Below are 21,714 nucleotides of genomic sequence, written 5' to 3'. Positions count from 1 at the left end.
CCATGTACACACCGCGCGCCTTTGCCATCGAAGACCTGTCCCAACTGCACGAGCTGATCCTCGCCACCCGCCTCGCCATTCTGGTGACCCACGGCGAAAGTGGCTTGCAGGCCAGCCATGTGCCGGTGCTGCTACATTGCGAACAAGGCGAGTACGGCACGCTGTACGGGCACCTGGCCCGCGCCAACCCGCAGTGGAAAGACTTGCGCGACGGTGCCGAAGCCATGCTGATCTTCGCCGGCGCCGATGCCTACGTCAGCCCGGGCTTTTACCCGAGCAAAGCCGAGCACGGCAAAGTCGTGCCGACCTGGAACTACATCGCCGTGCACGCCTATGGTCACGCCGAAACCTTCAGCGATGGCGGACGTCTGCTCGACATCGTCAGCACCCTCACCGACCGTCATGAAGCCGGCCGCGCGCAACCGTGGTCAGTCGACGACGCGCCCGCCGATTACATCGACGGCATGCTCAAGGCCATCGTCGGTTTTGCCATTCCCATCGACCGCCTCGAAGGCAAGCGCAAACTCAGCCAGAACCGCAGCGCCGAAGACATTGCCGGCGTGCGCGAAGGCCTGGCGGCCAGCCCGGAAATCAATGATCAAACCCTCGCCCGATTGATGCGCTAAGGAAATCACCATGAGTCAGATCGACATTCGCCAGGTCAGCGCCGCCGACCGCGCCGCGTGGCTGCCGCTGTGGCAGGCCTACCTGCGTTTCTACAACAGCGAACTGCCGCAAGCCGTGACGGAAAGTACCTGGCAGCGTTTTCTCGACCCGAGTGAACCAACCCACGCAGCATTGGCGTGGGCCGACGGTAAAGCCGTGGGCATGGTGCATTACATCTACCATCGCTCGAACTGGAGCATCGAAAACTCCTGCTACCTGCAGGATCTGCTGGTGGTGCCGGAAACCCGTGGCAGCGGTGTCGGTCGTCTGTTGATCGAACACGTTTACGCCACGGCCAAGGCTGACGGCTGCTGCAAAGTGCACTGGCTGACCCACGAAACCAACGCCACTGCGATCCAGCTCTACGAACGCATTGCCGAACGCCCGGGCTTCATCCAGTTTCGCAAGGCCATTTAAGGAGACACCTGCATGACCACTTCACTGGCTGACTGGAAAGGCGCCCCCGCCCCCACTGCCACGCTGCTCGAAGGGCGTTTCATTCGCCTGGAAAGACTCGACCCGGCGCGCCATGGCGACGAACTGTTCGCCGCCCTCGAAGGCCCCGGCGCCGACCCGAAACTCTGGGATTACTTGCCTTATGGACCTTTTCCGGAGCGCAGCACTTTCGACGCCTGGCTGAACAACCACGCGGCCGCCAGCGACCCGTATTTCTTCAGCGTCATCGACCGCGCCAGCGGCCAAGTGCAAGGCATCCTCAGCCTGATGTCGATCGTCCCGGCCCAGGGTCGCATTGAAATCGGTCACGTCACCTTCGGCGCGCCGATGCAACGCTCGCCGAGAAGCACCGAAGCGGTGTACCTGTTGGCCAAGCACTCTTTCGACCTCGGCTACCGCCGCCTCGAATGGAAATGCAACAACGGCAACGCCCGCTCCAAATACGCCGCCGAGCGTTTGGGTTTCAGCTTCGAAGGCGTGTTCCGCCAGCACATGGTGGTCAAGGGGCAGAACCGCGATACCGCGTGGTACTCGATTCTGGATGGCGAGTGGCCGGCGATTGCGGCAGGGTTCGAGCAGTGGCTGTCGGATGATAATCAGACGTCCGACGGGCAGGTGAAAGGCTTGGTTGAATGCCGATCGTGATTACCTGAAAAGCAAAAGATCGCAGCCTGCGGCAGCCCCTACAGGGTGAACGTCAATCCCATGTAGGAGCTGCCGCAGATTGCGATCTTTTGATCTGTTTTCAGCCCAGTTTCTGCGCCAGCACCGCGATGTGTTCCGGCCCGATCCCGCAGCAACCGCCCAAATGGCTGGCACCGCGCTGCTGCCAGTCAATCGCCCAGTGCAAGTACCCCGGCGGATCCAGATCCTCGCGCAGCGGATCAAGTCCGTCATTGGCCGTAGCCTCTTTTGGCTGCGGCGGAAACGCGTTGGCGTAAGCACCAATGTGAATCGTCACCCCCAGACGCTCGAAGGTTTCATGCGCGGCATCAATCGCGGCACCGATCACTTCTGGCTGACTGCAATTGAACAGCAACGTCTCGACGCCCAATTCAGCCGCCACCGCCGCCGCTTCGGCGACTGGCTCACCAGAGCGCAGGCGCGGCACTTCATCAGTGTCTTCGTCCTTCAAGGTGAACGACAACCAGAACGGTTTGCCATCCTTCGGCAACCCGGCGTGAATGGCTCGCGCCTCGATGATCGAACTCTGGGTTTCCGCCAGCCACACATCAACATGCGCTGCCAGGCCGTTGACCAAGGGCGCCAGCAACTCAGTCACTCGGGCGGCCTCGAACAGATCCGGACGATAGGAGCCGAACAGCGGCGGCAATGAGCCGGCCACCCGCACGGATTTCCCCGAGGCTTGCACCGCACGTCGCGCCAGTTCACCGGCCAACGCCGCCAGTGCCTGCCCTTCAGCGGCGAAGCGTTCCTCACCAATATGGAACGGCACCACGGCATAACTGTTGGTGGTAATCACATTGGCGCCACTGGCGATATAAGCGGCATGTACCGCCTCAACCGCTTGCGGCGCCTCGCTCAACGCCAGCGCCGACCACTCCGGCTGGCGAAATGGCGCACCGGCGCGCTGCAATTCACGGCCCATGCCGCCATCGAGAATAATCGTGCTGCCTGCGCCCATATGCTTTTCACTCATATGCTTATGAAAATAACTCACTATCAGAGTCGTTCTTATAACTATTTAATACGCACCATTCCGTTAAAAACAACCTCTTTTTTACCCAGGGATCGACTGTGAAATTTCAACCGCTACTGGCCCTGGGCCTGACCATTCTGGCCGCCTCCACGCAAGCCTTTGCTGGCACCACGCTGGACCGTATCGAGCAAAAGAAAGAGCTGGTCGGTGTGCTGATGGAAAGCTATCCACCGTTCTCGTTTCTCAACGACCAGAATCAGCTTGATGGCTTCGACGTTGATGTCGCCAAAGCCGTGGCGGACAAGTTAGGCGTCAAGCTGCGACTCGAAACGCCGTCGTGGGACGTCATTGCCGCCGGCCGCTGGAGCGGGCGCTACGATATCTGCATCTGCTCGATGACGCCGAGCAAGGCCCGCGCCGAGGTATTCGATTTCCCGGTCGAGTACTACGCTTCGCCGGCGGTGATCGTGGTCAATGCCAAGGATGAGCGGATCCACGACGCCAAGGATCTGAGTGGCAAAAAAGTCGGCCTCACCAGCGCGTCCAGTTACGAAAGCTATCTGAACAAGAACCTGGTCATCGAAGGCGCCGAAGATACGCAGCTGCAGTACCCGTTCGAAGATGTGCAGATCGCGCCGTACGATACCGATAACGTCGCCTTCCAGGACTTGGGCCTGGGCGCCGGCGTGCGCCTGGATGCAATCCTCACCAACCTCGTCACCGCGCAGCCACGCCTGAACCAGGACAAACGCTTCAAACTGGCCGGCGCGCCGCTGTATTCGGAGCCGAACTCAGTGGCCATCGAAAAGGGTGACGCGCAATGGGATGCCAAAGTGCGCGAGGTGTTCGCGCAACTGAAACAGGACGGCACCCTGAGCAAGCTTTCGCAAAAATGGATCGGCGCTGATATCAGCCAATGACTTCTTTCCCGACACCGCCACAGCCACCGCAACCGGTGGCTGAATCACGCCTGCAACGGATGTTCGGTTTTCGTACGCGGCTGTACCTGACCTGGGCAACGCTGTTCTGCCTGTTCGCCGGGTTCTTCCTGAGCTTCGACCTGAAGTTCTCGATCATCCTCGACAAACTGCCCAATCTGGTCGGCCTGCACCTGGCGCCCAACGGCTTCTTGCAGGGTGCAGCGCTGACGCTGTTCCTCTGCGTGTGCTCGATTGTCGCTTCGTCCCTGCTGGGCTTCATCACGGCATTGGCACGCCTGTCGAAAAGTGCCGTGGCGTTCGGCATCGCCAGTTTTTACACCTCGTTCTTTCGCGGCACGCCACTGCTCATCCAGATCCTGCTGATCTACCTCGGCTTGCCGCAACTGGGCATCGTGCCTGGCGCCATCGTCGCGGGCATCATTGCCTTGTCGCTGAACTACGGCGCCTATCTCAGCGAAATCTTCCGCGCCGGCATCCTCGGTGTCGACCACGGCCAGCGCGAAGCTTCGCTGGCACTGGGTATGCGCGAGACGGTGATTTTCTGGCGCATCACCCTGCCGCAAGCCATGCGCACGATCATCCCGCCCACCACCAACCAGTTCATCTCGATGCTCAAGGACTCGTCACTGATCTCGGTGATGGGCGTCTGGGAAGTGATGTTTCTCGCCCAGTCATACGGGCGCTCAAGCTACCGCTACATCGAAATGCTCACGACGGCGGCGATCATCTACTGGCTGATGTCCATTGGACTGGAGTTGATTCAGGCACGAATGGAGCGGCATTACGGCAAGGCTTACGTGCGACGGAGCTAGGGGGATCGGCACCTTGCGGGTTGCGTCGGGTTTTAATGGGGCTCTCGGCGTACCCGCACAACGCCCATTTTCAGGCCAAACAATCGGAATATTGAGTCCAACGACCTCAACGTCTGATTACCCTCAGCGTGCTCTATGTGTATCAACGTGCGGACCGAAATTTTGCACATCTTAGCGAATTGGATTTGATGCAGCCCTGTCACCTCAACTCGTAAACGGCGGACGGCTTCGCTGATTTCCAATGTCCCGTCGGCCAGCGCCTCTTGAATGCTTTCGATGAGCGCCATGCGTTCGAGAACTGTCATTACCATTTTCCTCTCCAATCTTCGAGCGCCGCATAAGGCTCAATAAACATTAATGGCGCGGGGATTGATTGATGTGAGTGCTTCGGCGTTTGAATCAAAACTTACCGCATCTAATGAGAGAAGCAGGCAAAAAAACTGCAACAAAATGCAGAAATTAATATATTTCAGCGCTGAAGATGCAAAACAATGCAGATCAACCACCGACATCATTCTGTAAAAACCCTTCGCTATACAGGACGGCCCGCTTATAACAAAAAGGCCGTCCGACCATGCCGTTCCCGCCCCAGCGTCTGTCCCTTGCCATTGCTCTGTTGATCGCTGCCACGGCAGCCCACGGCAAAACCGTGCAGATCGACACCGCCACCACGGCAGCACAAACGCTGGGTGGCAGCGACACGTTGACGATTTCCGCGCCGGGCAGCATCACCAACAGCGGCAAGGCCGTGAGCCTGAAAGACAAGACCAGCGGTGCCGGTGTGGTGATCGACAACGCCGGCAAAATCGTTTCCAGCGGTGGCCGGGCCATTGACAGCAGTGGCGACCTGACCCAGGCGCGCAACTACACGATTTACAACCGCAGCGGCGGGCAGATTCGCGGTGCCAACGACGCGTTGCGTATCGACAGCAACTTTGTCAGCGGCAGCCTGTTGATCGACAACAGCGGCGTGATTCGCTCCACCACCGGCCAGGGACTGGATCTCGATGCGCTGCGCAGTGACGGCGTGAAGACCACCATTATCAACCGCGTCGGCGGGCTGATTCGCGGCGACGCCAGCGACGGCATGAAGACCGGCGCGAATGCGACGATCAGCAACTATGGCGAGATTTCGTCCGGCGATTCGCACAATGCCGACGGGAAATTCGACGGCATCGATATCGATTCCGCGAGCGGCGTCAGTGTGACCAACTACGGGGTGATTTCCGGTGGCCGCCATGGCATCACCACCGATCTTGGCGCGACGCTGATCAACTACGGGCAGATCACCGGCCGCAATGGTTCCGGCTTCGGTTCCGACGGCGATGGCACGGTGATTAACCACGGCACCATCACTGGCGCTTACTCAGGCTTGCAAGCGAACGGTGACGGCGACGGCGTGGACATCGACAAGATCGCCCACATCGAAAACTACGGGACCATTCAAGGCGTCGGTGCCGGCGGTGTCGACAAGGGCGGTTTCGCCAATGGCAGCGAAGGTATCGCGCTGGGTGGCGGTTACATTCTCAACGCCAGCAACGCTTTGATCAGCGGCGCCGACAGCGCCATTCTGGTCGACGATGGCAGCGGCGGCTCGGGGCTGGCGGCGACCACTCTGGAAAACTTCGGCACCATTCAAGGCCTCAACGGTTTCGGCGTGAAGCTCGTCGGCGAGTTCGCCGACAACGTCATCAACGGCGGCACGATCAGTGGCAGCAATGGCCTGGCGCTGGATCTGGGCGGCGGTAACGACAGTCTGACCCTGCGCAACGGCAGTCGCTTTGTCGGCGTGGTGGATGGCGGCAGCGGTTACGACCGGGTGGTGATGGACGATGCGGCCGGTGGCAGCTTCGGCGCCAGTCGTAACTTCGAATGGCTGGAGGTCGAACAAGGTGCGTGGACACTCACAGGCAGCGGCGACTTCAGCGACGGCGGTGCAGTGCGCAACGGCGCAACACTGATCAATCAGGGCAGCATCGCCGGTAACCTGACCGTGGATGCCGGCGGTGTGTATGCCGGTGGCGGTTCGGTGGGCAGCCTCACTGTCAACGGCACATTGCGCACCGACACCGGACTCGGTCGCGCAACCATCGTTCGCGATTTGAACATGGGCAGCGCAGCCACCCTCGCCTACGGCGTCAACGCCGATGGCAGCAGCGCACCGGTACAAGTCGGCGGCATCGCCAATCTCAATGGCGCAACGCTCGCGGTCAATCCCGGTAGCGGCACGTATCCCTGGCAGAGCCACTACACCGTGCTGCAAGCGGCGCAGGTCAACGGCACCTTCGGCAAGGTCAGCAGCGACTATGCATTCCTGACGCCGACCCTTGCCTACACGCCTACCCAAGTTGACCTGACCTACACTCGCAACGACGTGGCTTTCAATGAGTTTGCCACGACCGGCAACGGCACAAACGCCGCCAACAGCCTCGCCTCAATCGGCAAAAACAGTGCGCTGTACAACGCCTTGCTCAATACCAGCCAAAGCAGCGCCGGCGCAGCAATCGAGCAACTGGCCGGCGCCAGCAACGCCAACCTGACCAACGCCACCCTCAGCGCCAGCAGTCAGGTCGGCAGCAGCATGCTCTCGGCGATGCAGCAAATGGGCGGCAGCCCGGGACTGCTGGTCGGTCTCGATCAACGCGACACAGCCGTGCTGGCAGCCAATGGGGTGCCGTCCGAAGCACGCAACCTGAATGACCCGAACGCTCACGGTCGGCTCTGGCTGCAAGGCATCGGCGGCTACGGCAAGCTCGATGGCGAACACGGCAGCAGTGGTCTGGAACAACGCACCAAGGGCAGCGTGCTGGGCGCCGACTGGTCACTGAATCCAGCGTGGCGCCTGGGCGTACTGGGTGGTTATTCGAAAACCGATCTGGACGCGACCGGCGTCGACGGCAACGTCGAGAGCTGGCACGCCGGCGTCTACGCGCTGCACCAGAACGGCCCGATCGCTTTGCGCCTCGGCGCGGCGTACAGCGGCCATCAGGGCGAAAGCAAACGCACCATCGCCTTCAATGGTTTCAGCGACCGCCCGAAAGGCGACTACGACGCCGATAGCCAGCAAGCCTTCGCCGAACTCGGCTATGCCATGGGCAGCGGCCGCCTCAGCGCCGAGCCCTTCGCCAGCCTCGGTTATCAGCGCTACCACCGCGACAGCTATAAGGAAAAAGGCGGCGCCGCCGCACTGCAAGTCGACAGCCAGACCCAGGACAACTTCAGCAGCACCTTCGGCCTGCGCCTGGCGCACTTGAGCAGCCTCGACAACGGCATGAGCGTGACCCCGCGCATGGCTGCTGGCTGGAAACACACTTACGGCGATGTCGGCGGCTCGACGCGTCAGGCGTTTGTGACTGGCGGCACGGCGTTCAGTGTCGATGGTAGCTCGCTGGATCGCGACAGCCTGGTGCTGGAAGCCGGGCTGGATGTGGGGATTTCTGCGCGGCACACGCTGGGTGTGGGATACAGCGGTGAGATCGGCAGCAACAGCCGCAATCACGGGTTGATCGGGCAGTGGCAGATGAGTTTTTGAGGTTGAACAGGCGGCGCGGTCTTGATTGGTTGTAGGAAAAAGAGCCGCTGCAGCCGAGCAAAACTCCGGGTTCCAGATCACACGGTCATTTTCTACAAAACGATGCGATGTCGCCTGCAAGCGTGCGGGAAGCAGCCGACATCGGATTTTCTGGGGCATCAATAGAGTTGGGTCTCCTTTCAGAAAAGGCCTAACCTAATGCCCCGTCAACACACTTTCAAACCAAAACACTTGGCTTTGGCCATTTCGCTGGCGCTGGCTTGTGTAGAGCTTGCCAACGCTCAGCAATCCTCTGAAGTCGCTGATTCAACCGCAGTCGTGAATGCCAATGAATTGCCCGAAACCAGCGCTAAAGAAATGGCACTTGAACGACTCAAGGGATTTCTCACCGACCCAAGTACGGTACCCATCGCTTTTAAAACCCCTGAAGAAACGTTTAAAGGTACCGCTGTAAACGATCTGATCACACTCACGGACGGCGCAAGCTTTACCGGCCTGCTGGATGGTGGCGCAGGAGATAACGTCCTGTTCCTGGATGCAGCGGCAGGCGGCGAGCTGAAAGACACGCGTAATTTCAACGGCCTGCTCCTCAGCCGGGGCGACTGGACTCTGAGTTCCAAGGGTGACTTCAAGGACGGCGTGCTGGTCAACAGCGGTACCGCTTTGACCAACCTGGGGGGCATCAAGGGCGATGTCTATGTCGAAAGAGGTGGCAGTTTTGCAGGTAAAGGCGCTGTGGGCAGTCTGGAGGTCGCCGGCCTGCTCTCCGTCAATGGGGCACTCGGCAGTCCGCGCGTGAAAGGCGACTTGCGCTTGTCCCCAACCGCCGAGCTGGCTTATGAGGTCACGCCCAGTGGCAGTCAAACGATCAAGGTCGATGGCACTGCCAGGCTGGAAGGTGCAACCCTGAACGTCGTTGCCGTTCCAGGGGAGTATCCGCAAAGTCGCCAGTACAAAATCATCGAAGCCGGCAAGGTAGAAGGCGAATTCGGCAAGGTCCTTAACAACCTCGCCTTTATGACCGCCACACCTCAGTACAACAAAAAATCCGTCGGGCTGACTTATGCCCGTAACGGTGAGCCGCTTGCGAGCGTTGCCACGACAGACAACGGTCGTGCAGTTGCCGACAGCATTGTCGAACCACAAACGCCTGCGCCATTCGCGACGCCAACGCCAACGCCATTGACGGCTTCCGCATCAGTTCCAGTTCCAGTTCCAGTTCCGCCATCGGCGTCGACGCTCGTTGCAGAGTCCGTCCCATCGCCAATGCAGGACGAACCTCTTACTGCGCAAGTTAACGAGTCCGCCGAACAGCCCGCTCCTGCGCCACTAAAGCCTGCAAACGCGGCAGTCGCCGCACTGCTGACCAGCGACAAAACCACCGCCCCCGTCGCCATCGAACAACTCGCCGCCGGCAGCAACGCCAATCTCGCCAAAGCCACGCTAAGCAGTATCACTCCGGTGAGCGCGAGCATGCTCTCGGCCATGCAGCAACTGAATAGCCGTTACGGTTCTGCCTACGGTTCCGGCAACTCACCGCGTCAGGCCGCCGCCGGCGCCGATTCCGGGCGGGTGTGGATTCAGGCGCTCGGCCATGGCGGCAAGGTTGACCGCGAGTTCGACAGCACCCTGAAACACGCGACCCAAGGCCTGGTCATGGGCGCCGACTGGCGGCTCGATGAGCAATGGCATATCGGCCTGGTCGGTGGTAAATCGCAAACCAGACTCGACGCTCGGCAATACGATGGCGACCTCGACAGCTGGCACCTCGGCGCCTACGCCGTGCGCCAGGACGGACCGTTCTCACTGCGTCTCGGGGCGACCTATGCCAGCCATGACGGCCACAGCAAGCGGCGAGTGGCCTTCAACGGCTTCAGCGATCGTCTCAAGGGCAACTATGACGCCAACACCCAGCAAGCCTTTGCCGAACTGGCGGTCAATGTTGGCCGGCACAACGCGACGCTCGAACCGTTCGCCAGCCTCGGCTATCAGCGCTATCAGCGCGACAGCTACAGCGAAAAAGGTGGGGATGCAGCGCTGAAAGTCTTTGGGCAAACCCGCGACAACCTCAGCAGCACCTTCGGCCTGCGCACGGCAAAAATCACTCGGCTGGATAACGGCATGACGCTGACGCCGCGATTCAGTGCCGGTTGGAAACACACCTTTGGCGAGATCGAAAGCGACACCCGCCAACAACTGGTCAAGGGTGGCAAGCGGTTTGAGGTTGCCGGTGCCGCGCTGGATCGCAACAGCCTGTCGGTGGATGCCGGCCTCGATCTTGGGCTGTCAGCCAATCACTCCGTCGGCGTTGGTCTTACCGGTGAAATGGCCACTGACAGCCGCACTCACGGCGTGATGGGCCAATGGCGCATGGCGTTTTAACTGACACAACATTTTCTGTAGGAGTTGCCGAAGGCTGCGATCTTTTGATCTTTGTTTTTATTAACCCAAAACAACATCAAAAGATCGCAGCCTTCGGCAGCTCCTACAGGTGAAAAATTCAGGCAAAAAAAAGGGGAGCACATGCCCCCCCGAGGTTTAAAGCGTTGGATCGCGGCCGTTATCTCAGCCTTCGATCTCGATCAGAATTTCACCCGGATTGACCCGATCACCCTTGGCCACATGAATGGCGGTGACCTTGCCGGCAACCGCAGCCTGGACTTCGGTTTCCATCTTCATCGCTTCGGTGATCAGCACAGCCTGACCCGCCTTGACAGTGTCACCCTCCTTGACCAGCACATCGACGATGTTGCCCGGCATGGTGGTGCTGACGTGGCCCGGCGCCGAGGCTTGCTTGCGCTTGCTGCTGCCACCGCTGACGAACTCGTTGAGCGGCTCAAACACCACTTCTTCCGGCATGCCGTCGATGGACAGGTAGAAGTGACGCTTGCCTTCAGCCTTGACGCCGACACCGGTGATGTCGACGCGGTAGGTTTCGCCGTGGACGTCGATAACGAACTCGGTCGGCACGCCTTCGCCGCCAGCCTTGGTCACACCGCCAGCCTCTGGAATCGGCAGCAGCACTTCCGGCGTGAGGGTTCCGGCGGCGCGCTCTTCGAGGAACTTGCGACCGATGTCCGGGAACATGGCGAAGGTCAGCACGTCTTCTTCCGACTTGGCCAGTGCGCCGATGTCGGCACGCAGCTTGGTCATTTCCGGCTTGAGCAGATCGGCCGGACGCACATCGATGACTTCTTCACTGCCGATCGCCTGACGACGCAGTTTTTCGTTCACTACGCCCGGTGCTTTGCCATAGCCGCCTTGCAGGTAAAGCTTCACTTCGTTGGTGATAGTCTTGTAGCGCTCGCCGGCCAGCACGTTGAAGAACGCCTGGGTGCCGACGATCTGCGAGGTCGGCGTCACCAGCGGCGGGAAGCCAAGGTCTTCACGTACGCGCGGGATTTCCGCGAGGACTTCAGCCATGCGGTTGAGTGCGCCCTGCTCTTTCAACTGGTTGGCAAGGTTGGAGATCATCCCGCCCGGCACCTGGTTGACTTGCACGCGGGTGTCGACCGCGGTGAATTCGCTTTCGAACTGGTGGTACTTCTTACGCACGGCGTAGAAGTACAGACCGATCTCTTGCAGCAGCTCGAGGTTCAGGCCGGTGTCGAACTCGGTGCCTTTGAGTGCAGCAACCATCGACTCAGTGCCTGGATGGCTGGTGCCCGAGGCGAAGCTGGAGATTGCGGTGTCGATATGATCGGCGCCGTTTTCGATCGCCTTGAGTTGGCACATGGTCGCCAGACCGGCGGTGTCGTGCGAGTGGATAAACACCGGCAGCGATTGCTCGGCTTTCAACGCACGCACCAGTTCACCGGTGGCGTACGGGGTCAACAAGCCAGCCATGTCCTTGATCGCCACCGAGTCGCAACCCATGGCTTCCATCTGCTTGGCTTGGGCCACGAACGCATCGATGGTGTGCACCGGGCTGGTGGTATAAGCGATGGTGCCTTGCGCATGTTTGCCGGCAGCCTTCACCGCTTCGATGGCCACGCGCAGGTTACGCACGTCGTTCATCGCGTCGAAAATGCGGAACACGTCGATGCCATTTACCGCAGCCTTGGCGACGAACGCTTTGACCACGTCATCGCTGTAATGGCGGTAGCCCAGCAGGTTCTGGCCGCGCAAAAGCATTTGCAGACGCGTGTTAGGCAGCGCCGCACGCAGTTGGCGCAGACGCTCCCACGGATCTTCCTTCAGGAAGCGGACGCAGGCGTCGAACGTCGCACCGCCCCAGCATTCCAGCGACCAGTAGCCGACTTTGTCGAGCTTGTCGCAGATCGGCAGCATGTCTTCGGTGCGCATGCGGGTGGCGAGCAGCGATTGGTGAGCGTCGCGCAGGATGGTATCGGTGACAAAGATCTTCTTGGACATTGTTGTATTCCTCACAGGCCTGCGTGGGCGGCGATGGCGGCGGCGATGGCCAGGGCCAGCTCTTCGGGTTTGCGCTTGATCGAGTAGTTGGTCAGTTCCGGGTGGCTTTCAACGAAGCTGGTATTGAACTGGCCGCTACGGAATTCCGGGTTGCGCAGGATTTCCTGATAGTACGCCGCGGTGGTCTTCACCCCCTGCAGACGCATGTCGTCGAGGGCGCGCAGACCACGGTCCATCGCCTCTTCCCAGGTCAGTGCCCAGACCACCAGTTTCAGGCACATCGAGTCGTAGAACGGCGGAATGGTGTAGCCGGTGTAGATCGCTGTGTCGGTGCGCACGCCCGGACCGCCGGGGGCGTAGTAACGGGTGATCTTGCCGAAGCTCGGCAGGAAGTTGTTCTTCGGGTCCTCAGCGTTGATGCGGAACTGCAACGCGAAACCACGGTGCTGAATGTCTTCCTGCTTCACCGACAACGGCAGGCCGGAGGCGATGCGAATCTGCTCGCGGACGATGTCGATCCCGGTGATTTCTTCGGTGATGGTGTGTTCCACCTGCACCCGGGTGTTCATCTCCATGAAGTACACCTCGCCCTCGGCGAGCAGGAACTCCACAGTACCGGCGTTCTCGTAACCTACAGCCTTGGCTGCACGCACCGACAGGTCGCCGATGTAGGCGCGCTGTTCCGGAGTCAGTTGCGGGCTCGGGGCGATTTCGATGAGCTTCTGGTTGCGACGCTGGATCGAGCAATCACGCTCGAACAGGTGCACGACGTTGCCAAAGCTGTCGCCGAGAATCTGCGCTTCGATGTGCTTGGGATTGACGATGCATTTTTCCAGGAACACTTCGGCAGAGCCGAACGCCTTGGTCGCTTCGGAAATCACCCGAGGGAAATTCTGTTCGAGTTCTTCGCGGCTATTGCAGCGACGGATACCGCGCCCGCCACCACCGGAAGTGGCTTTGAGCATCACCGGGTAACCGATGCGGTCGCCTTCGGCCAAGGCTTCTTCGATGTCGGCAACATTGCCTTCGGTACCCGGCGTAACCGGCACACCGGCCTTGATCATGCTGCGCCGCGCTTCGGTCTTGTCGCCCATGCGGCGAATGACTTCCGCCGACGGGCCAATGAATTTGATGCCGCGTTCAGCGCAAATGTCTGCCAGCTCGGCGTTTTCCGAGAGGAAACCGTAACCGGGGTGCAACGCATCGCAGCCGGTTTCAACCGCCAGGTTCACCAGCTTGCGCGGGTTCAGGTAACCGGCCAGTGGCTCGGCACCGATGCTATGGGCCTCGTCCGCACGCTTCACATGCAACGCATGACGGTCGGCGTCGGAAAAAATCGCAACCGAGCGAATGCCCATTTCGGCGCAGGCTCGCACGATTCGTACGGCAATCTCACCACGGTTGGCGATCAGGATCTTTGTTATCACTTGGAGGTTCCCTTGAGCCGGTGGCACCACGACCTGCTAGACCCAGGTCGACGCGTGACCAAATGTTTCAATTTAGTCGCAGGTCCACACTAGCGCTCATGAGGGATTAACAAAAATGAATAAAAATTGGGTCAGGCATAAGCAAAGACTTATAGTTGAAACATCAGCCCGCCGTCAGAGCCTATAAAAAATGCGTAAGTCCTTGATGCGTATGACATTACGCCAATTGCAGATCTTCAACGAAGTGTGTGATTTACGCTCTTACAGCCGCGCAGCCGAGGAAATGTCCCTCACGCAACCGGCCGTCAGCCTACAGATTCGTCAGCTCGAGGAGCTGATCGGCCAGCCATTATTCGATTATGTCGGTAAAAAGCTCTACATGACCGAAGCCGCTGAAGCCTTGCAGCGTGCCAGTAGGGACATTTTCGGGCGCCTGGAAAACCTCGATATGCAGCTGTCGGACATGCAGGGCTCGCTGCAAGGTCAGCTGAAACTGGCGGTCGAATCGAGCGCCAAATACTTCGTCCCGCACCTGTTCGCCGCGTTCAAGCGCCAGCACCCGGAAGTGAATCTGCAATTGACGGTAGTCAACCGTGGTCAAGTGATCCGGCGGCTGTCGGACAACCGCGATGATCTGGTGATTATGTCGATGGTGCCGCAGGACATGGGCCTGGAGTTCCTGCCGTTCCTCAACAATCCGATCGTTGCCGTGGCGCGTCCGGATCATCCGTTGGCGCACATGGGCCCGTTGCGTTTGCAGGATCTTGAACCCTATACATTGCTGATCCGTGAACCGGGTTCGGGCACGCGACTGGCCTGCGAAGAGTATTTCAAAGAGAAGCGCGTGCACTTCACCCAGACGCAGGAAGTGGCCTCGGCCGAAGCTCAGCGTGAATGCGTGCAGGCGGGTCTGGGCCTGGCGCTGTTGACGCGCCACGCCCTGAACCTGGAGCTGGCGACCGGCGGACTCGTCGAGCTGCCGGTCGAGGAATTGCCGCTGCTGCGCAGCTGGTGCCTGGTGCAAGCCAAAGCCAAACGCCTGTCACCGGTGGCGCACGCCTTCCTGGCGTTTATCCGCAGCGAACGCGTGCAGATCAGCGCGCTGGTTGAGCGTTTCGACGGGAAGCTGCGGGCGTTGCCTGCCAGTGATTGATCTCGGGAAAGTCGCCGATTTCGGCCTGAAGCTGACGGAGTTCGAAGCGATCTTCGATAGCGCGGCGAAATTCCATGCGGCGCTGGTCTTCCTGCTGACGACGGGTTTTCGCGGCGCTGTTGCGTTCTTCGTAGGGCTGAGCCATTTCGAGTCTCCCAAGGCGATTACGGGAGTTTCACGATAGGCGGGAGGGATGACGGTTTGATGAAAGTTGCCGCCCAAAAAGCAAAAGATCGCAGCCTTCGGCAGCTCCTACATTGATCCGTGTAGGAGCTGCCGAAGGCTGCGATCTTTTGATCTTAATCATCCAGGGCTTTGGCGGCCTTGGGCGATAAGCGCAAGCTGCGCAGACTGCGCTTCACGCTCTTGAGGTGATTGACCAGGCTTGGCCCGCGCGCCATCGCTACGCCCATCGCCAGCACATCGATCACCACCAGGTGCGCGATACGCGACGTCAGCGGCGTATAAATCTCCGTGTCTTCATGTACATCGATCGCCAGATTGACCGTCGACAATTCGGCCAACGGCGTCTGGCTCGGACACAGGGTAATCAGCGATGCCCCGCTCTCGCGCACCAGATTGGCAGTGATCAGCAAATCCTTGGAACGCCCCGACTGCGAAATGCAGATCGCCACATCGGTCGGCTTCAACGTTACCGCCGACATTGCCTGCATGTGCGGATCGGAATACGCCGCCGCCGTCAGCAGCAAACGAAAGAACTTGTGCTGCGCATCCGCTGCCACTGCACCCGAGGCACCGAAGCCATAGAACTCGACGCGCTGCGCCTGCGACATCAACGTCACTGCGCGCTGCAACTCGACCGGATCGAGCTTCTCGCGAACCTCCATCAAGGTGTGCAACGTGGTGTCGAAAATCTTCAGGCTGTAATCGGCAACCGAGTCGTCTTCATGGATCGCGAACTGGCCGAAGCTGGCACCGGCGGCCAGGCTTTGCGCCAGTTTGAGTTTGAGATCCTGAAAACCGGAACAACCGATGGCGCGACAGAAGCGCACGATAGTCGGCTCACTGATGCCGACGCTGTGGGCCAGGTCGGCCATGGAACTGTGCATCACCGCCGCAGGGTCAAGCAGCACGTGGTCGGCGACCTTGAGCTCCGACTTGCGTAACAGGTGACGTGACTGGGCGATGTGTTGCAGCAGATTCAAGGGGCTGGACTCTTCTTATGGGCAAGGATGTAGCACGCTTGTAGTTATACTACATGAATTGGCTTTTTGCCTGCTCAATGCGTAACTCCATGTCCCCATATCAGGCGCGATGAGGAGCATGTAGCCCTTAAAACGGATTATCCTGCGCGCGCAAAAGCCCGGCCAGACTGGCAGCCTCCACAGGCCGACTGATCAGATAACCCTGCACCTCATCGCAGCGCTCAACGCGTAAAAATTCCAGCTGCTCCAGGCGCTCGACACCTTCAGCTACCACCTTCAGCGATAGTCCATGCGCCATGGCGATGATCGCGCGAGTGATCGCCGCGTCTTCGCTGCCCTCACCCAACCCGCGAATGAACGCCTGATCGATCTTCACGTAATCCACCGGAATGCGCTTGAGGTAACTCAACGACGAATAGCCTGTGCCGAAATCGTCAATGGCCAGTTTCACGCCCAGATCACGTAGCTGCTGGAAGGTCGCGATGATGTGTTCGACGCTGTCGAGCAACTGGCTTTCGGTCAATTCCAGTTCGAGGTAGTGCGGCGCCAGACCGGTTTCCTCCAGCACCTGCCGCACCAGACTGACCAGCTTGCCCTGACGCAATTGATGCACCGACAGGTTCACCGAAACCCGGATCGGCTCCAGCCCCTGACGCTGCCATTCACAAGCCTGCCAGCACGCCTGACGCAGGACGAATTCGCCGATCGGCCCGATCAGACCGGTTTCCTCGGCCAACCCGATGAAATCCCCCGGCGGCACCCGGCCCATGCTCGGATGATCCCAACGCACCAGTGCTTCCGCGGCATTCAACCGCCCGGTTTCAAGGCACAACTTCGGTTGATAGAACACTTTGAGCTGCTTTTCTTCGATGGCTTTGCGCAACTGATTTTCCAGCTGCAAGCGCTCAAGGGTGCTGGCTTGCAGGCTGTCGGTGTAGAACTGGAAGTTGTTGCCGCCCAAATGCTTGGCGTGTTGCATAGCCATGTTCGACTGGCTGACCAGCGCAGAAATCTCCCGGGCGTTGTCCGGCAGCATGCTGATGCCCATCGAGGCGCTGACCACCAGCTCATGCCCCTCGACCGTCAGTGGCAGTCGCAACTTGCTCGACAGGCGCGTGGCAACCCGGGCCAGACTCGACAGGTTGCCGTAGGCATCGAACAGCACGGCGAATTCGTCGCCGGACAACCGCGCGATGGTGTCCGCTTCCGGCAAGGCGTTGACCAGACGGCGCGCCATTTTCTGCAGCAACTGGTCGGCAATCTCATGGCCGAGGCTGTCGTTGAGCAATTTGAAGCGATCCAGATTGATGTGCAGCAACGCCAGACTGCGCCGGCCCTGACGCGAGCGCTGATGCGCTTCATGCAAACGCTCGCGAAACAGTGAGCGGTTGGCCAGCCCGGTGAGTTCGTCGTAATGGGTCAGATAGCGCAGGCGCTCTTCAGATTCGCGTCGCGCCGACAGATCGGCGAAGAAGCCGACGATATGACTGACATTTCCCCGACCATCACGTACCGCATTAAGTTGCAGCCACTGCGGATACAGCTCGCCGTTTTTGCGCGTCTCCACCAGTTCGCCCTGCCAACTGCCATGCTGCTCAAGCGCATGGCGGATCGCCACGTAATGACGGCGGGCATCGCGGCTGCACGGTAATTCGACGACATTGCGCCCGAGCATGTCTTCGATGTCGTAGCCGGTGACGCGGCTGAACGCCTGATTGATCGCGATCAGCGCATAGTTCGGGTCCAGAATCACGATGCCTTCACTGGCCGCTTCGAATACGGTCGCCGCCAGGCGCTGCTGCTCTTCGAGGCTTTTGCTGGCACTGATGTCGCGGCGGGTGCCGACCATGCGGATCACCCGACCGCTGTCGCTGCGTTCTACCGCGCGGCCACGGTCTTCGATCCAGACCCAATGGCCATCGCCGTGGCGTACGCGGTATTCGATCTGATAGTCCTCGGTACGACCCTTCAAGTGCTCGATCAACGCGTATTTCAGCGTCGGCACATCGTCTGGATGCAGACGTGGCTTGAGGTCGCGCAACAGCGCCGTGACGTATTCCGGAGCGAGGCCGAACAGCTCCTGAATCTGCGTATGGTGAACTTCGTCGGTTTGCAGGTTCCAGTCCCACAACCCCAACTCACTGGCCTTCAACGCCAGCGCCAGCCGCGCCTCGCTTTTGCTCAGAGCCTGATTGGCGGCGTCCAGTTCAAGGCTGCGCTGGACCACGCGGTCTTCGAGTTCGACCTGCGCCTCACGCAACTTGCCCTCGGCGCAGCGGCGCTGATCGATTTCTTTGGCCAACTCTTGATTGAGCTGTTCGCTGCGCGCCTGCGTCTGTTGCAGGTGTTCGATCAAGTGCTGATTCTGGAAGCGCCGTAGCAAGCCGCGATCGATCAGCCGATTGACCTGCCATGCCACCACGCTCAGCGAGCCGAGCAGGATCAGCCCGAGCCAGCCCCAACCGCGCGCCTGCTCGTCACCGCCCCAAAACAGATAACCGATCGCCGGCAACAGACAGGGCAAGGTAAAGGAGAGAAACGCTGGCAGGCTCACCGCGTAGGCAACGCTGGCCGACAGGGTTGCGGCGCCAATCAGGCCGAACACCCAAGCCTGTTGGATGAAGTTGTCGGCGGGCACCAAGGCGATGCCGGCACCGGCCAGGGTAAGGCCGGTCATGGTCGAGCCAAGCAGAAACATCCGCCGCCAGATCGGTTGCGCCTGACGATCAGGGATCGCCGAATCGAATGCCGCCACCTGAATCACCCGCAGCGCGACCAATGACAGCAACCATACCAGCCAGACGCTGACCACGAAGTAGCGCTGCGGGCTCCAGAGCAGGCCGGCGCAGACCAGACCATTGATCAACATGAACAGCGTGGGCAACAACGAGCCCTGATACAGCAGACGCGTGCGCTCGACCGCCATTTCGACGGCATAGTGCTTGCGGATAACCCGGGGTTCCACGGAGGGGCCCGACAGTTCGGAGCTGAGGGTCATGGGCAACGTTCTTGTTTTTATAAGGAGGGCGTGCGCCCGAAACGTGGACGGAGCATACACAAGCCGATCCCGTTGCCAAACTGCTCCAGATCATAATTTCACCGAAACTGTTCCGCCCTTTGCCACCGGCCAAACCCTTGAAGCGCGGCGGGCCGATGCCTGCAGGCAGTGACCGACCGGTCGTCATCGACAGGACTTTCATCGGCTAATGCAAAGCTCGGTTTGCCCGGGCCTGCGGCGCACCCTAGAATGCCCCGATGCGCGATGATCTCTCCCTTCTGCTGAACTCCCTCAACGATGCCCAACGCCAGGCCGTAGCAGCCCCCGTTGGCCGTCAGTTGGTCCTGGCCGGTGCTGGCTCCGGTAAAACCCGAGTGCTGGTGCACCGTATCGCCTGGTTGATCCAGGTCGAAAACGCCTCGCCCCACTCCATCCTGTCGGTGACCTTCACCAACAAGGCCGCTGCCGAGATGCGTCACCGCATCGAGCAGTTGCTGGGCATCAACCCGGCCGGCATGTGGGTCGGCACCTTCCACGGCCTGGCGCACCGCTTGCTGCGGGCGCACTGGCAGGAAGCGGGCCTGAGCCAGACCTTCCAGATTCTCGACAGCGACGACCAGCAACGGCTGGTCAAGCGGGTGATTCGCGAGCTCGGTCTCGATGAGCAACGCTGGCCGGCACGTCAGGCGCAGTGGTTCATCAACGGCCAGAAAGACGAAGGCCTGCGCCCGCAACACATTCAGGCCAGCGGCGATTTGTACCTGGCGACCATGCGCGGCATTTACGAAGCCTACGAGGCGGCGTGCCAGCGTGCCGGCGTCATCGACTTCTCCGAACTGCTGCTGCGCGCCCTCGACCTCTGGCGCGATCATCCGGGCCTGCTGGCGCATTACCAAAAGCGCTTCCGGCATATTCTGGTGGACGAGTTCCAGGACACCAACGCCGTGCAATACGCCTGGTTGCGCCTGCTCGGCAAGGGCGGCGACAGCCTGATGGTGGTGGGCGACGACGACCAGTCGATTTACGGCTGGCGTGGCGCGAAGATCGAAAACATTCATCAGTATTCTTCCGACTTCGCCGATTCGGTGACCATTCGTCTGGAGCAGAATTATCGCTCCACCGCCGGCATCCTCAAGGCTGCCAACGCCCTGATCGCCAATAACACCGGGCGTCTGGGCAAAGAACTGTGGACCGACGGCGGCGATGGCGAAGCGATCAATCTGTACGCTGCGTTCAACGAACACGACGAAGCACGCTACGTTGTCGAAACCATCGAAAGCGCGCTGAAAACCGGCTTGGCCCGTAGCGATATTGCGATTCTGTATCGCTCCAACGCCCAATCACGCGTTTTGGAAGAAGCTTTACTGCGTGAACGCATTCCGTATCGCATCTATGGCGGTCAGCGCTTCTTCGAGCGTGCGGAAATCAAGAACGCGATGGCGTACCTGCGTTTGCTCGAAGGTCGCGGCAACGATGCGGCGCTGGAACGGGTAATCAACGTTCCAGCCCGTGGCATCGGTGAAAAAACCGTCGAAGCGATCCGCGACCATGCACGGCACAGCGATGTGTCGATGTGGGAAGCCATGCGCCAATTGGTCGCCAACAAAGGCCTGACCGGTCGCGCTGCCGGTGCGCTGGGTGCGTTTATCGAGTTGATCGAGAACCTCGCCGCCAAGTGCATGGAAATGCCGTTGCACCTGATGACGCAAACCGTCATCGAACAGTCCGGCCTGATTGCCTACCACGAAGCGGAAAAAGGTGAGAAAGGCCAGGCCCGGGTAGAAAACCTTGAGGAACTGGTCAGCGCCGCACGCAACTTCGAAAACACCGAAGAAGACGAAGAGCTGACGCCGCTGGCGGCATTCCTCGGCCACGCTTCGCTGGAGGCGGGTGACACTCAGGCCGACGAGCACGAAGACAGTATTCAGTTGATGACGCTGCACAGCGCCAAGGGACTGGAATTCCCTTACGTGTTCCTCGTCGGTATGGAAGAAGGCCTGTTCCCGCACAAGATGAGCCTGGAAGAACCCGGTCGTCTTGAAGAAGAACGGCGTCTGGCCTACGTCGGTATCACCCGGGCGATGCAGAATCTGGTGATGACCTATGCGGAAACCCGACGCCTGTACGGCAGTGAAACCTATAACAAGGTTTCGCGTTTCGTCCGCGAAGTGCCGAAAGGCCTGATTCAGGAAGTGCGTTTGTCGAACAGCGTCAGCCGTCCGTTCGGTGGCAACCAGTCGATGAGCGGCAGCAACCTGTTCAGTGGCAGCGAAATCCCGGAAACGGGGTTCAGCCTCGGTCAGGCAGTACGCCATTCGATCTTTGGTGACGGCGTGATCCTCAACTTCGAAGGTGCCGGCGCGCAGGCGCGGGTGCAGGTCAACTTCAGCGAAGGCAGCAAGTGGCTGATGCTCGGTTACGCCAAGCTGGAAGCGATCTGACGACCTGCACTGAACAAATGTGGGAGCGAGCCTGCTCGCGAAAGCGGTGTGTCATTGAGCACTCATATGTCTGACACGGCACCTTCGC

Annotated in this window: 16 protein-coding genes; 9 read left to right on the top strand and 7 right to left on the bottom strand. The window is 60.0% G+C overall.

Features of this window, described 5'->3' with window-relative positions; all coding sequences use genetic code 11:
• The first annotated feature begins 2 nt into the window (after window positions 1-2).
• The 3 genes from ACM6JQ_RS19560 to ACM6JQ_RS19550 are packed head-to-tail and all read left to right on the top strand — an operon-like array spanning window position 3 to window position 1,767.
• Window positions 3-626: an FMN-binding negative transcriptional regulator gene (locus tag ACM6JQ_RS19560; RefSeq protein WP_414894535.1), complete on the top strand. Its 624-nt coding sequence runs from the start codon at window positions 3-5 to the stop codon at window positions 624-626.
• A gap of 10 nt (window positions 627-636) precedes the next feature.
• Complete coding sequence (locus tag ACM6JQ_RS19555; RefSeq protein WP_007912089.1) at window positions 637-1,083, top strand: GNAT family N-acetyltransferase; 447 nt, start codon at window positions 637-639, stop codon at window positions 1,081-1,083.
• A gap of 12 nt (window positions 1,084-1,095) precedes the next feature.
• Window positions 1,096-1,767, top strand: a complete 672-nt coding sequence (locus tag ACM6JQ_RS19550; RefSeq protein ID WP_414894534.1) for a GNAT family N-acetyltransferase — start codon at window positions 1,096-1,098, stop codon at window positions 1,765-1,767.
• A gap of 100 nt (window positions 1,768-1,867) precedes the next feature.
• Here ACM6JQ_RS19550 and ACM6JQ_RS19545 read toward each other — a convergent pair whose 3' ends face one another.
• On the bottom strand, window positions 1,868-2,767 hold the full coding sequence (locus ACM6JQ_RS19545; RefSeq protein ID WP_414894533.1) for a homocysteine S-methyltransferase family protein: 900 nt from the start codon (window positions 2,765-2,767) through the stop codon (window positions 1,868-1,870).
• A 113-nt stretch (window positions 2,768-2,880) separates the two neighbouring features.
• Between ACM6JQ_RS19545 and ACM6JQ_RS19540 the strand changes: the two genes are divergently transcribed.
• Window positions 2,881-3,702: an ABC transporter substrate-binding protein gene (locus ACM6JQ_RS19540; protein WP_414894532.1), complete on the top strand. Its 822-nt coding sequence runs from the start codon at window positions 2,881-2,883 to the stop codon at window positions 3,700-3,702.
• A complete protein-coding gene (locus ACM6JQ_RS19535; RefSeq protein ID WP_007912085.1) occupies window positions 3,699-4,535 on the top strand; it encodes an amino acid ABC transporter permease in 837 nt (278 codons plus the stop codon). Before ACM6JQ_RS19540 ends, ACM6JQ_RS19535 begins: the two co-directional genes overlap by 4 nt.
• A 32-nt stretch (window positions 4,536-4,567) precedes the next feature.
• Here the strand turns inward: ACM6JQ_RS19535 and ACM6JQ_RS19530 are convergent, their stop codons facing one another.
• Window positions 4,568-4,846 carry a helix-turn-helix domain-containing protein gene (locus ACM6JQ_RS19530; protein ID WP_007912084.1) on the bottom strand — a complete coding sequence of 93 codons (279 nt, stop codon included), beginning with the start codon at window positions 4,844-4,846 and terminating at the stop codon, window positions 4,568-4,570.
• A 263-nt stretch (window positions 4,847-5,109) separates the two neighbouring features.
• Here ACM6JQ_RS19530 and ACM6JQ_RS19525 point away from each other — a divergent pair, with 263 nt between their 5' ends.
• Entirely contained in the window at window positions 5,110-8,067 is a 2,958-nt protein-coding gene (locus tag ACM6JQ_RS19525; RefSeq protein ID WP_414894531.1) for an autotransporter domain-containing protein, read from the top strand.
• A 198-nt stretch (window positions 8,068-8,265) separates the two neighbouring features.
• Window positions 8,266-10,449 carry an autotransporter domain-containing protein gene (locus ACM6JQ_RS19520; protein ID WP_414894530.1) on the top strand — a complete coding sequence of 728 codons (2,184 nt, stop codon included), beginning with the start codon at window positions 8,266-8,268 and terminating at the stop codon, window positions 10,447-10,449.
• 183 nt (window positions 10,450-10,632) lie between these two features.
• Here ACM6JQ_RS19520 and oadA read toward each other — a convergent pair whose 3' ends face one another.
• Together oadA and ACM6JQ_RS19510 are read right to left on the bottom strand one after the other, a co-directional pair.
• On the bottom strand, window positions 10,633-12,441 hold the full coding sequence (oadA, locus tag ACM6JQ_RS19515; RefSeq protein WP_007912076.1) for a sodium-extruding oxaloacetate decarboxylase subunit alpha: 1,809 nt from the start codon (window positions 12,439-12,441) through the stop codon (window positions 10,633-10,635).
• Between the two features lie 11 nt (window positions 12,442-12,452).
• The gene (locus ACM6JQ_RS19510) at window positions 12,453-13,868 is read right to left on the bottom strand and encodes an acetyl-CoA carboxylase biotin carboxylase subunit (RefSeq protein WP_025112637.1); all 1,416 of its coding nucleotides are present in this window, start codon (window positions 13,866-13,868) and stop codon (window positions 12,453-12,455) included.
• Window positions 13,869-14,058: 190 nt separating this feature from the next.
• Between ACM6JQ_RS19510 and ACM6JQ_RS19505 the strand changes: the two genes are divergently transcribed.
• The gene (locus tag ACM6JQ_RS19505; protein WP_007912073.1) at window positions 14,059-15,021 is read left to right on the top strand and encodes a LysR family transcriptional regulator; all 963 of its coding nucleotides are present in this window, start codon (window positions 14,059-14,061) and stop codon (window positions 15,019-15,021) included.
• Here ACM6JQ_RS19505 and ACM6JQ_RS19500 read toward each other — a convergent pair.
• The 3 genes from ACM6JQ_RS19500 to ACM6JQ_RS19490 form a co-directional block, all read right to left on the bottom strand.
• Complete coding sequence (locus ACM6JQ_RS19500; RefSeq protein WP_007912072.1) at window positions 14,963-15,166, bottom strand: PA3496 family putative envelope integrity protein; 204 nt, start codon at window positions 15,164-15,166, stop codon at window positions 14,963-14,965. The genes ACM6JQ_RS19505 and ACM6JQ_RS19500 overlap by 59 nt on opposite strands.
• A 154-nt stretch (window positions 15,167-15,320) precedes the next feature.
• On the bottom strand, window positions 15,321-16,187 hold the full coding sequence (gene hexR / locus ACM6JQ_RS19495; protein ID WP_007912071.1) for a transcriptional regulator HexR: 867 nt from the start codon (window positions 16,185-16,187) through the stop codon (window positions 15,321-15,323).
• Between the two features lie 127 nt (window positions 16,188-16,314).
• Window positions 16,315-19,185, bottom strand: a complete 2,871-nt coding sequence (locus ACM6JQ_RS19490) for a putative bifunctional diguanylate cyclase/phosphodiesterase (protein ID WP_095113176.1) — start codon at window positions 19,183-19,185, stop codon at window positions 16,315-16,317.
• Between the two features lie 257 nt (window positions 19,186-19,442).
• On the opposite strand from ACM6JQ_RS19490, the gene uvrD reads away from it, so the two are divergent.
• On the top strand, window positions 19,443-21,626 hold the full coding sequence (gene uvrD / locus ACM6JQ_RS19485; protein ID WP_007912069.1) for a DNA helicase II: 2,184 nt from the start codon (window positions 19,443-19,445) through the stop codon (window positions 21,624-21,626).
• Window positions 21,627-21,714 lie beyond the last annotated feature (88 nt).

Source organism: Pseudomonas sp. IT-232MI5 (assembly GCF_949767845.1).
Taxonomy (GTDB): Bacteria; Pseudomonadota; Gammaproteobacteria; order Pseudomonadales; family Pseudomonadaceae; genus Aquipseudomonas.
This window is presented reverse-complemented; position numbering and strand designations above follow the sequence as displayed.